The sequence below is a fragment of the Nesterenkonia sp. F genome, from assembly GCF_000220985.1.
Lineage (GTDB): Bacteria > Actinomycetota > Actinomycetes > Actinomycetales > Micrococcaceae > Nesterenkonia.
The window spans coordinates 1-10,947 of the sequence record NZ_AFRW01000127.1 but is presented as its reverse complement, the minus strand read 5'-3'; the positions used below and the strand labels follow the sequence as shown (position 1 = coordinate 10,947).

At 71.8% G+C, this 10,947-nt stretch carries 11 protein-coding genes; 9 read left to right on the top strand and 2 right to left on the bottom strand.

Going from position 1 to position 10,947, the window contains the following annotated elements; genetic code table 11:
• Positions 1-129: 129 nt before the first annotated feature.
• The 6 genes from paaA (at position 130) to GU5_RS0112040 (ending at position 4,939) form a co-directional block, all read left to right on the top strand.
• Positions 130-1,155 (top strand): 1,2-phenylacetyl-CoA epoxidase subunit PaaA, encoded by a 1,026-nt coding sequence (gene paaA / locus GU5_RS0112065; RefSeq protein ID WP_010525828.1) that lies wholly within the window; start codon positions 130-132, stop codon positions 1,153-1,155.
• Between the two features lie 64 nt (positions 1,156-1,219).
• Positions 1,220-1,525 carry a 1,2-phenylacetyl-CoA epoxidase subunit PaaB gene (paaB, locus tag GU5_RS0112060; RefSeq protein ID WP_010525827.1) on the top strand — a complete coding sequence of 102 codons (306 nt, stop codon included), beginning with the start codon at positions 1,220-1,222 and terminating at the stop codon, positions 1,523-1,525.
• Positions 1,522-2,349: a 1,2-phenylacetyl-CoA epoxidase subunit PaaC gene (gene paaC, locus GU5_RS0112055; protein WP_010525826.1), complete on the top strand. Its 828-nt coding sequence runs from the start codon at positions 1,522-1,524 to the stop codon at positions 2,347-2,349. The genes paaB and paaC overlap by 4 nt, the downstream gene beginning before the upstream one ends.
• A gap of 11 nt (positions 2,350-2,360) precedes the next feature.
• Entirely contained in the window at positions 2,361-2,912 is a 552-nt protein-coding gene (gene paaD / locus GU5_RS0112050) for a 1,2-phenylacetyl-CoA epoxidase subunit PaaD (protein ID WP_083830540.1), read from the top strand.
• Positions 2,912-4,075: a 1,2-phenylacetyl-CoA epoxidase subunit PaaE gene (paaE, locus tag GU5_RS0112045; protein WP_010525824.1), complete on the top strand. Its 1,164-nt coding sequence runs from the start codon at positions 2,912-2,914 to the stop codon at positions 4,073-4,075. Before paaD ends, paaE begins: the two co-directional genes overlap by 1 nt.
• Before the next feature lie 93 nt (positions 4,076-4,168).
• Positions 4,169-4,939: an enoyl-CoA hydratase/isomerase family protein gene (locus tag GU5_RS0112040; protein ID WP_010525823.1), complete on the top strand. Its 771-nt coding sequence runs from the start codon at positions 4,169-4,171 to the stop codon at positions 4,937-4,939.
• A 168-nt stretch (positions 4,940-5,107) separates the two neighbouring features.
• On the opposite strand, the gene paaZ is transcribed toward GU5_RS0112040, so the two are convergent.
• On the bottom strand, positions 5,108-7,231 hold the full coding sequence (paaZ, locus tag GU5_RS0112035) for a phenylacetic acid degradation bifunctional protein PaaZ (RefSeq protein ID WP_010525822.1): 2,124 nt from the start codon (positions 7,229-7,231) through the stop codon (positions 5,108-5,110).
• A 128-nt stretch (positions 7,232-7,359) separates the two neighbouring features.
• Positions 7,360-7,851 (bottom strand): Lrp/AsnC family transcriptional regulator, encoded by a 492-nt coding sequence (locus GU5_RS0112030; RefSeq protein WP_029514260.1) that lies wholly within the window; start codon positions 7,849-7,851, stop codon positions 7,360-7,362.
• Between the two features lie 218 nt (positions 7,852-8,069).
• Between GU5_RS0112030 and GU5_RS0112025 the strand changes: the two genes are divergently transcribed.
• From GU5_RS0112025 to GU5_RS15535, 3 genes are all read left to right on the top strand, one after another.
• The gene (locus GU5_RS0112025) at positions 8,070-9,308 is read left to right on the top strand and encodes a thiamine pyrophosphate-dependent enzyme (protein WP_010525820.1); all 1,239 of its coding nucleotides are present in this window, start codon (positions 8,070-8,072) and stop codon (positions 9,306-9,308) included.
• Between the two features lie 2 nt (positions 9,309-9,310).
• Positions 9,311-10,408, top strand: coding sequence for an alpha-ketoacid dehydrogenase subunit beta (locus GU5_RS0112020; RefSeq protein ID WP_010525819.1), 1,098 nt, complete (start codon positions 9,311-9,313; stop codon positions 10,406-10,408).
• A gap of 1 nt (position 10,409) precedes the next feature.
• Positions 10,410-10,947 (top strand): biotin/lipoyl-containing protein (locus tag GU5_RS15535; protein ID WP_010525818.1); only part of this gene is annotated, 538 nt, incomplete at its 3' end.

The following is a 10,947-nucleotide window of genomic DNA, read 5'->3' as shown; positions in this document are numbered from 1 at the left end:
CTTCCCGACGCGGGCCCGACGCCGCGGACCTGCTAGCCGCCCCTCGCCACATCGTGTGTTGACCATCACACGCGCCCTGCTATACTGAACGAACGGTCGGTAATTAAAGCGACGGAATCGAGGTTGACCATGCCGCACCCCAGCACTGGGCAGGACTCCCACCCGGCACCGCTGCGCCTGGCGGACGCGTCCGACGCCGAGGCGGCGGCCGAGGAGGCCGAGGCCGGGCAGGCCCGTTTCGACGAGCTCATCGCCGAGGACTCCCGGGTCGAGCCGCGCGACTGGATGCCCGCGGACTACCGGAAGTCGCTGGCGCGGCAGATCTCCCAGCACGCCCACTCCGAGATCATCGGCATGCAGCCGGAGGGCAACTGGATCACCCGCGCCCCCAGCCTGAAGCGCAAGGCCATCCTGATGGCCAAGGTCCAGGACGAGGCCGGCCACGGCCTCTACCTGTACTCGGCCGCCGAGACGCTGGGCACCGATCGCGAGACGTTCTACGACCAGCTCTACACCGGGCGGGCGAAGTACTCGTCGATCTTCAACTACCCCGCCCGCACCTGGGCGGACATCGGCGCGATCGGCTGGCTGGTCGACGGCGCGGCGATCACCAACCAGGTCCCGCTGTGCCGCGCCTCCTACGGCCCCTACGGCCGCGCGATGGTCCGCGTCTGCAAGGAGGAGTCCTTCCATCAGCGCCAGGGCTGGGAGATCCTGCACACCCTCTCGCACGGCACCGCGGAGCAGCATCAGATGGCCCAGGACGCCGTCGACCGCTTCTACGGTCCGGCGCTGCAGATGTTCGGCCCGCCCGATGCCGACTCCCCCAACTCCCAGCAGTCGATGGCCTGGAACATCAAGCGCTTCACCAACGACGAGCTGCGCCAGCGCTTCGTCGACATGATCGTCCCGCAGGCCGAGGCGCTGGGACTGACCCTGCCCGACCCGGATCTGGTGTGGAACGAGGAGCGCGGCCACTACGACTTCGGCGCGCTCGACTGGGACGAGTTCTTCGCCGTGCTCAAGGGGCAGGGGCCGCTGAGCAGCCAGCGCCTGGAGCACTATCGGAGCGCCCGCGACGACGGCGCCTGGGTGCGCGAGGCCGCCGCGGCCTACGCCCGCCGCCAGGCCCGTGCCGAGCCGGTCGGCGCCTGACCCCTCCCCGCTGCACGCCGGGCGGACGACACCCAGGACGCCCCTTCCACGAAAGGCGAGACCCATGACTTCCGAGCACTCTTCAGACGCCGGCGGCTGGCCGCTGTGGGAGGTGTTCATCCGCACTGCCCGCGGGCTCTCCCACGTCCATGCCGGCTCGCTGCACGCCCCTGACGCCAGCATGGCGGTGCGAAACGCTCGTGATCTCTACACCCGGCGCAACGAGGGCACATCGGTCTGGGTCGTCCCCGCCGAGGCGGTCACCGCCTCCGACCCCGATGCGAAGGGCAGCTTCTTCGAGTCCCCGCAGGGCAAGAGCTACCGCCACGCGACCTACTACACGACCTCCGAAGGGGTGAAGCACCTGTGAGCTTCGCGTCCCACGACTCCGCGACCCGACAGTCGCCGGGCGAGGCGATCACCGCCGAGGACGTCGCCGCCTCCGGCGCCGTCGCCGCGGAGGACACCGCCCGCTATGCGCTGATCCTCGGCGACGACGCGCTGATGCTCGCCCAGCGCCTCTCCGCCTGGATCTCGCACGCCCCGGAGCTGGAGGAGGACGTCGCCCTGGGCAACATCGCCCTCGACCTGCTGGGCCATGCGCGCTTCCTGCTGACCTACGCCGGGACCGCCTGGAACCGGACCGAGGACGACCTGGCCTACTTCCGGGATGAGGAGGAGTTCCGCTCGTGCCGGCTCGTCGAGCAGGAGAACGGCGACTTCGGACGAACCATCGCCCGGCAGCTGATCGTCAGCATCTTCCAGCACGAGCTGTACAGCCGGCTGGTCCGCTCGACCGATGGGACGCTCGCCGCGATCGCCGACAAGGCCCTGAAGGAGGTCGCCTACCACCAGGACCATGCGATCCAATGGACCCTGCGCCTGGGCCGGGGCACCGAGGAGTCCTCCCGCCGCATGCAGGCCGGGCTGGACGAGCTCTGGGCCTCGGTGGAGGAGCTCTTCATCGACGTCGACCCGATCCCACGGCTGGAATCCGTCGCCGTGGCCCCCTCGACGCTGCGCGAGCCGACGATGGCCCGCCTCGGCGAGGTCATCGACCAGGCCGGGCTGCGGATCCCCGAGGTCGGCGGCTCCTTCGGCGCCGACCGCAGCGGCCGGTTCTCCGAGCACCGCGGCTACATCCTGGCCGAGATGCAGGTGCTGGCTCGCCGCCATCCGGGAGCGACCTGGTGAGGGAGGCGATCATGATCGACCACTCCGCAGAGATCGAGACCTCCGTGCCCGCCCGGCTCCCCTCGGCCGATGAGGCTCCCGACGGCGTCGACGCCGCCCTCTGGGCCGCGGCCGCAGCGGTCACCGATCCGGAGATCCCGGTGATCAGCATCGCCGATCTGGGCATCCTGCGCGACGCACGGATCGCCGACGACGGCACCGCCGTCGTGACGATCACCCCGACCTACTCCGGCTGTCCGGCCATGGACACCATCACCGACGACGTCGCCGCCGCGGTCCGCGCCGCCGGCCACGCTCAGGTCCGCGTCGACACCGTCCTGCAGCCGGCCTGGACCACCGACTGGATGACCGAGCGCGGCCGCGAGGTGCTGCGCGACTACGGCATCGCCCCGCCGACGGGCCGGGCCGCCGCCGGCCCGGTCGCCGTGGGGCTGAGCGTGAAATGCCCGCGCTGCGACTCGACGAACACCCGCGAGACGACCCGTTTCAGCTCCACCGCGTGCAAGGCGCTGTACCAGTGCCGCGACTGCCTGGAGCCCTTCGACCATTTCAAGGTGCACTGATGCCCTCCACACGGACCACCGCCCGACGTCGGGCCGCCTTCTCCACGCTGACCGTCTCCGAGGTCCGCCGGCTGACCGCCGACTCGGTGGAGGTGGCCTTCGCCGTGCCCGAGGAGCTGCAGGACGACTTCGACTATGCCCCCGGCCAGTACGTGGCCCTGCGCACCCGGCTCGACGGCCAGGAGATCCGCCGCTCGTACTCGCTGTGCCAGCAGCCGGTGCGCGGCGAGATCCGCATCGCGATCAAGCGGGACCTCGGCGGCGTCTTCTCCACCTGGGCGAACGAGCATCTGGCCCCCGGCGATCAGCTGGAGGTGATGAACCCGACCGGCGCCTTCGTCTCGCGCAGCGCGATCACCTCGATGAACCATCCCGACGAGCTGGCCGCCGAAGCGGTCGCCCGACGGCCCGATGTGCATCTGGTCGCCGTCGCCGCAGGCTCCGGGATCACTCCCATCATGGCCATCGCCCGCTCGGTGCTCGCCGCCTCCGAGCAGGCCACCGTCGACCTGGTCTACGCCAACCGGTCGGCGTCGGACGTGATGTTCGCCGAGGAGCTCGGCGATCTGAAGGACCGCTTCCCCTCCCGGTTCGCCGTCCACCACGTGCTCAGCCGCGAGCAGCGCATCAACCCGCTGTTCACCGGCCGGCTCGACGAAGAGAAGCTGCAGGTCCTGCTGGACCAGGTCCTGCAGGTCCCCGAGACCGACGAGTGGTTCCTCTGCGGGCCCTTCGAGCTCGTGCAGCTGACCCGCGACGCGCTGGCCGCCCGGGACGTGCCCGAGGAGGCCGTCCGCTACGAGCTGTTCACCACCGGACGCCCCGATCGTCCCGCCGGCCAGCAGGGCCGGACGGTGGAGCCGGCCGAGGGCGACGGGGACGGCCGGACGATCGAGTTCACGCTGGACGGGCTCACCGGCAGCGTCACCTCCCCGGAGTCCTCCGGAGAGACGGTGCTCAACGCCGCGCTGCGCTCGCGCTCCGATGTGCCCTTCGCCTGCGCCGGCGGCGTCTGCGGGACCTGCCGGGCCAAAGTCGTCTCCGGCGAGTTCACCATGGAGGAGAACTTCGCCCTGGAGTCCGACGAGCTCGAGGCTGGCTATGTGCTCACCTGCCAGACCCGGCCGACCGGGGAGACGCTCGTCGTCGACTACGACACCTGACGCGCCGCACACCGCACCTCGCTTTCCGACCGACTGACGCCGTGCGCCGCACTGCTGCGGCCGTCCTCACCGCATCCCGACCGGAGGAGCTCCATGATCCGCACCCACTTCGACGGCGACCTGGGCGAGATCGTCCTCGACGCCCCGCAGAAGCGCAACGCCCTGGACTCTGCGGCGCTGGCCGAGCTCGACGACGCGCTGGGGCGCGCCGAGGAGGCCGGCGTGCGGGCTCTGCTGCTGCGCGGCGAGGGGAAGGGCTTCAGCGCCGGCCGCGACATCTCCGCGGTCGACCCGGCCACCGACGACGCCCTGGCCTTCCTCGAGGAGCAGGTCACCCCGGTGCTGCACCGGCTGGCGGATTTCCCCGCCCCGACGTTCGCCGCAGTCCACGGCGCCTGCCTGGGCGTGGGCCTGGGGCTGGCGATCGCGACCGACGTCGTCTACGTCGCCGAGGAGGCGACGATCGGCTCGCCCTTCGCCGCCCTGGGCGCCACGCTTGACTCCGGAGGCCATGCGCTGTTCACCGAGCGTCTGGGCGCCCACCGCACGCTGGACCTGATCTACACCGGCGATCTGATGTCCGGCGCCGAGGCGGTGGCCGGCGGGCTGTTCTCCCGGGCGATGCCGGCCGAGGAGCTGCTGGAGTTCACCCGGTCGCGGGCCGCCCGCGCGGCGTCGGGTCCGACGCTCGCCTTCGGCGAGTCCAAGGCGCTCGTCGCCCGGATCCGCGACGAGCGCATCGGCCTCTGGGAGTCTCTGCAGCAGGAGAATCGCGCCCAGGGCCGGCTCTGCGACACCGCCGACTACGCCGAGGGCTTCGCCGCCTTCCAGCAGAAGCGCACGCCGGACTTCCGCGGGGAGTGAGGGCGCCCCGCCGTCCTCGCAGATCCCATGATGCGCTCGCCCCCGTCCCGTCGGACGGGACCGCGAGAACACCACGGGGGCGGACCACCCTCCCGGAGCATGCTCTCGCCCGGGCCACGAGCTGCGCCCCGGCCGACGCGACGGTCGACCGGGGCGCAGCTCAGCGTCTCAGGCCCACTCCGGCTTCTTCTCCGCGGCCACACGCGTGAGCACGTCGTAGGTGGCCACGACCTCGTCGTGCTGGTTGTGCAGCACCGTGTCCCAACGGACCTGGCCGAAGTCCTCGTCCTCGCGCGGAATGATCTCCTTGGCGGTCAGTGTCACGCGGATCGCGTCGTCGTAGGTCACCGGCGTCTCGAAGGAGAGGTTCTCCAGCCCGGTGTTGGCCAGCACCGGCCCCGGCGCCGGCTCGACGAAGAGTCCCGCCGCCCAGGAGACCAGCAGGTAGCCGTGGGCCACCCGCCGAGGGAAGAACGGGTTGGCCGTCGCGGCCTCCTCGTCGGTGTGCGCGTAGAAGGTATCCCCGGTGGAGGCGGCGAAGGCGTCGATGTCCTCCAGGGCCACCGTCCGCAGCCCCGAGGCGAACTGGTCGCCGAGGCGCAGCTCGGCCAGCGACTTGCGGAAGGGGTGGACCGCGCTGCCGTCGGCGACGGTCTCCGGCGTCGCAGTCTGCGCCCGCGCACCGCGGTGCCAGACCCCGGTGATGCCGGTGAGCAGATCCGGCGACCCCTGCACGGCGGTGCGCTGCATATGGTGCTTCACCGCCCGCACGCCGCCGAGCTCCTCGCCCCCTCCGGCGCGGCCGGGGCCGCCGTGGACCAGATGCGGCAGCGGCGAGCCGTGCCCGGTGGAGGTCTTCGCGTCGTCGCGGTCCAGGAAGAGCACCCGGCCGTGGTGCGAGCCGATCCCGCGGGCGAAGGCTCCGGCGATCTGCGGGTCGTGCGTGCAGACGGTGGCCACCAGCGAGCCGCCGCCCAGGGCGGCGAGCTCCACGGCGTCGTCGACGTCGGCATAGCCCAGCACCGAGGTCACCGGCCCGAAGGCCTCCACAGCGTGGACCTGCGGAGTGCGGGCGTCGTCGAAGGAGAGCACCGTCGGCGGGAAGAAGGCACCGGCCTCGGCGTCCACACCACCGAGGTCGGCGTCGACGCCGCCGCAGCGCACGGTGCCGCCGGCCTCCATCAGCGTGGTCACCGCCCGGGCGACCTCGGCCTGCTGGTCCTTCGAGGCCAGCGCGCCGACGGTGGTCGCCTCGTCGCGCGGATCGCCGAGCACCGCGCGGGAGTCCAGCCGCTCCCGCAGCGCCTCGACGACGGCGTCGACGTGCTCGCTCGGCACGATCGTGCGGCGCACGGCGGTGCACTTCTGCCCGGCCTTGGCGGTCATCTCCAGGACCACGGATTTGATGAAGGCCTCGAACTCGGGGGTCTCCGGACCGGCGTCGGGCCCGAGGATGGCCGCGTTGAGCGAGTCGGTCTCCGCGGTGAAGCGCAGCCCCGCGGTCTGCACGCTGGGATGCGAGCGCAGCAGCTGCGCGGTCGAGGCCGAGCCGGTGAAGGCCAGCACGTCACGATGGTCCAGGTGGTCGAGCAGGTCGCCCGCGGAGCCGGAGATCAGCTGGATCGCTCCGGCGGGCAACAGCCCGGAGTCCACCATCAGCCGCACGCAGGCCTGGGTGACATAGGCGGTCTGCGAGGCGGGCTTCACGAGGGTCGGCACTCCGGCGATGAAGCTGGGCGCGAGCTTCTCCAGCATGCCCCAGACCGGGAAGTTGAAGGCGTTGATCTGCACGGCGACGCCGGCCAGCCGGGTGTAGATGTGCTCGCCGAGGAAGGAGCCGTCGCGGGAGAGCTGCTCGACGGCGCCGTCGACGATCACCTGCGCATTGGGCAGCTCCTTGCGGGCCTTGGAGGAGAAGGTGCGCAGCGTGCCGATGCCGCCGTCGACGTCGATCAGGTGGTCCCTGCGCGTGGCGCCGGTGCGGTCGGAGAGCGTGTAGAGCTCCTCCTTGTGCTCGTCCAGGTGCTGGGCGATCCGCTTCAGCAGCATCGCCCGCTCGTGGATGGTCAGCTCCCCCAGGCTGCGCTGTCCGACACTCCGCGCGTGCTCGACGGCGGCCGCGGTGTCCAGCCCCTCGGCGGAGACCCGGCAGATCGGCTCGCCGGTGGACGCGTCGCGCACAGTGCTGATCTTCTGCGGGTCCTCGGGAGCCCACCAGGAATCGGCGAGATAGCTGGGCAGCGGCCGGGTCGGGCTGATGGTCGTCTCGTGATCGGCGGCGATGGCGGTCATGACGTCCTCTCGACGATGGGTAACTGACCGAACGGTCGGTAATCATGTCCATCGTAGCGCCGATCATGCTCCTGTGACAGCCCGCACACCGACGATCGACCTCGCCGACAGCCGGCGCGGCCGTGTCGTCACTCCTCCGGCACCGCGTGCCGATGCTCGGCGTGGTCGTCGAAGATCAGCGCCGTCTGCGAGGACTGCACGCAGGAGAGCGACTGGATCCGCTCGAAGATCACCGCGCGCAGCTCGTCCACAGTGCGCGTGCGCACCAGCAGCACCGCGTCGTACTGTCCGCCCACCAGGGCCAGATGCCGCACCGCCGGCTCGTCGGCCAGCGCCTCGCGCAGCACGCCCCAGTCGTCCTGCTTCAGCGTGAGGAAGACGTAGGCGGCGGTGGCCAGCCCGGCCGCCCGCGGGTCGATGACCGCGGTGTAGCCGCGCAGCACCCCGGTGCGCCGCAGCCGCGCGATGCGCTCGTAGGCGTTCGCGCGCGAGAGGTGCAGCTCCTCGGCGATGCGCGTGACCGAGGCGCGGGCGTCGAGGCTCAGCATCTCGAGGATCCGGTGGTCCAGGACATCCAGCGGCCGCCCGCTCGTCGCATGATCGTCCAGCAATGTCGCCATATCTCTGGACGATACCAGCCAGTGTGTCGCGCATCACGGACGTATCGTCCACCGAGACCCTCTCCTGGTCGGACATCGTCTGCGATCCGCGGCACGCATGGCAGGCTCTGCATGATCTGGGTCACACTCGAAGGGCGGCCGGGTGCTCGATCCGCCCCGACGCCGAGCGCGCCGGGCCGCACGGCCCGAGCCGAGAGACCACGAGGAGGCCGCAGGCCATGGACGAGGACACCGCCGCCGACGGACGCGGCTCCGCCGTCGCCCCCGAGAACCCGCGCGAGCCGCTCGCCCACGAGAAGGCCGAGCAGGCAGCTCGCATCGAGCAGACGAGCCGCAGCTTCGGCATCACCCCCGAGCAGTACATGCTCCCCGCCGCCCAGCAGATCCGCATGCTCTCCCCCGACGGCTCACTGATCGCCGAGGAGGAGCAGGGCACCGGCGCCGGGCACGAGTACCTGGTCCCGGAGGACGAGGCGCTGCTCGCCGCCTATGAGGCCCTGGTGGTCGGCCGGCGCATCAACGACCAGAACTATGCCCTGGTCCGCCAGGGCCGGCTGGCGGTCTACCCCTCCTCGCACGGCCAGGAGGCCTGTCAGGTCGGCGCGGCGCTGGCACTGGGCGCCGGCGACTGGATGTTCCCCACCTACCGCGACTCGGTGGCGATCATGGCCCGCGGCGTGGATCCGGTCGAGGTCATGGTCTCCTTCCGCGGCGACTGGCACTGCGGCTTCGACCCGCTCGCCCACCGGGTCTCGGCGCCGTCGACGCCGTTGACCACCCAGCTGCTCCACGCCGTCGGCGTCGCCCACGCGGCGAAGCTGCGCGGCGAGGACACGGTGGTCCTGGCGATGTGCGGCGACGGCGCGACCAGCGAGGGCGACTTCCACGAGGCGCTGAACTTCGCCGCCGTCTTCGAGGTGCCGGTGGTGTTCTTCGTGCAGAACAACGGCTACGCCATCTCTGTGCCGCTCTCCCATCAGTCGGCGGCGCCGTCGCTGGCGCACAAGGCCATCGGCTACGGCATGGCCGGCGAGCAGGTCGACGGCAACGACATGGTCGCCGTGCTGGCCACGCTGCGCCGGGCGGTCTCGCTGGCCCGAGAGCGCTCGATGCCGCTGCTGCTGGAGGCGACGACCTATCGCATGCAGGCTCACACCAACGCCGACGACGACACCCGCTATCGCGACGCGCACGAGGTCGAGCTCTGGCGCCGCCATGACCCGCTGACCCGGATGCGGTCGTTCCTGAGCTCCCAGGGGGTGCTCGACGACGCGGCCGAGTCCCGCATCGCCGGCCGGGCCGAGGAGGTCGCCGCCTCGCTGCGCACTGCGATGACCGCCGATCCGCCGATCGACCCCCTGGAGATCTTCGACCACGTCCACGCGGCGCCGACCGCCCAGCTGCGCGAGCAGCGCGCCCAGCTCGCCGACGAGCTCGCCCGCGGACAGGAGGACTGACCATGGCCGCCCCCGCCCCCGAGACCCGCACCGCCGATCCCGACGCCGCCCCGCGGCCGACGACCTTCGCCGCGGCGCTGAACACCGCGCTCTCCGATGCGATGGCCGCCGAACAGTCCGTCTGCGTCTTCGGCGAGGACGTCGGCACGCTCGGCGGCGTCTTCCGCATCACCGACGGCCTGGCCCGTCGCTTCGGCGAAGACCGATGCTTCGACACCCCGCTGGCCGAATCCGGCATCGCCGGCATGGCCGCCGGCATGGCGATGAACGGCATGCGCCCGGTGGTCGAGATGCAGTTCGACGCCTTCGCCTACCCCGGGCTGGAGCAGATCTTCAGCCATATCGCCAAGTTCGGCAACCGCACGCGGGGCCGCGTGCGGATCCCGCTGGTCGTCCGCATCCCCTACGGCGGCGGCGTCGGAGGCGTCGAGCACCACTGCGACTCCTCCGAGGCCTACTACGCCCACACCCCGGGCCTGAAGGTCTACACCCCGGCGACCGTCGCCGACGCCTATCTGATGCTGCGCGAGGCGGTGGACTCCCCCGACCCGGTGATCTTCTTCGAGCCGAAGAAGCTCTACTGGTCGAAGGAGCCGGCCGACCTCGACGCGCTGCGCCGGCAGTACGAGGCCGGCATGTCCGGCGAGTCCGGTGGGTCCGGCGAGGCCGGCATCGATCCCGCCGGCGTCGGAGCCGAGGGCCGCGCCGTCGTCGCCCGCGAGGGCACCGACGTCTCGCTGATCAGCTACGGCCCCTCGGTGAGCACAGCCCTGGCGGCCGCCCAGGCCGCTGCGGAGGATGGGATCTCCGCCGAGGTGCTCGACCTGCGCAGCCTGGTGCCCTTCGACGACGCCGCGCTGTCCGCCACCGTGGAGAAGACCGGCCGGGCGATCGTCGTCGCCGAGGCCCAAGGATTCGCCTCCGTCGCCGGGGAGATCGTCGCCCGGATCCAAGAGCGCTGCTTCCATTCGCTGGCCTCTCCGGTGCGCCGCGTGACCGGCTTCGACATCCCGTACCCGTCGCCGAAGCTCGAACAGCACCATCTGCCCGACGTGGACCGCGTGCTGGACGCCCTCGACATGTTGCAGTGGGAGGACTGACATGACCACCTTCGATCTTCCCGACCTCGGAGAGGGACTGACAGAGGCCACGCTGCTGACCTGGCTGGTCTCCGAGGGCGACACGATCGTCGTCGACCAGCCCGTCGCCGAAGTGGAGACCGCGAAGTCCACGTTGGAGGTCCCCTCCCCCTTCGCCGGGACGGTGACGCGGCTGCACGGCGCGGAGGGCGACACGATGGTCGTCGAGCGCCCGCTGATCTCGGTGGACACCGGCGACGGCGCGACGGGTCCGGATGCGGCGGCCGAGCCGTCGGCCGCACAGGCCCCGACCGCACAGGCCCCGACCGCACAGACGGCCGGCGCCCTGGACCATCGCGAGGAGGAGCGCGCCGGCGCCGCCGTGCCCGGCGACCCGGACTCCGCGCCCGCACAGGAGACGGCGGACGAGGGGTCGGGGAACGTGCTCATCGGCTACGGCACCTCGGAGTCCTCCGGGGCCCGGCGTCGCCGCCGGCGCCGGGCGGCCGCCTCCCCCGCAGCATCGGCGCCGCCCGAGGCGACGACCTCGCCCGGCGCCG

Bases quoted from the DNA above. Each gene is read 5' to 3' on its own strand.
- paaB (WP_010525827.1), top strand. From the start codon at position 1,220: ATGACTTCCGAGCACTCTTCAGACGCCGGCGGCTGGCCGCTGTGGGAG.
- paaD (WP_083830540.1), top strand. From the start codon at position 2,361: ATGATCGACCACTCCGCAGAGATCGAGACCTCCGTGCCCGCCCGGCTC.
- GU5_RS0112040 (WP_010525823.1), top strand. From the start codon at position 4,169: ATGATCCGCACCCACTTCGACGGCGACCTGGGCGAGATCGTCCTCGAC.
- paaZ (WP_010525822.1), bottom strand. From the start codon at position 7,231: ATGACCGCCATCGCCGCCGATCACGAGACGACCATCAGCCCGACCCGG.
- GU5_RS0112020 (WP_010525819.1), top strand. From the start codon at position 9,311: ATGGCCGCCCCCGCCCCCGAGACCCGCACCGCCGATCCCGACGCCGCC.
- GU5_RS0112025 (WP_010525820.1), top strand. From the start codon at position 8,070: ATGGACGAGGACACCGCCGCCGACGGACGCGGCTCCGCCGTCGCCCCC.
- paaA (WP_010525828.1), top strand. From the start codon at position 130: ATGCCGCACCCCAGCACTGGGCAGGACTCCCACCCGGCACCGCTGCGC.
- GU5_RS0112030 (WP_029514260.1), bottom strand. From the start codon at position 7,851: ATGGCGACATTGCTGGACGATCATGCGACGAGCGGGCGGCCGCTGGAT.
- paaE (WP_010525824.1), top strand. From the start codon at position 2,912: ATGCCCTCCACACGGACCACCGCCCGACGTCGGGCCGCCTTCTCCACG.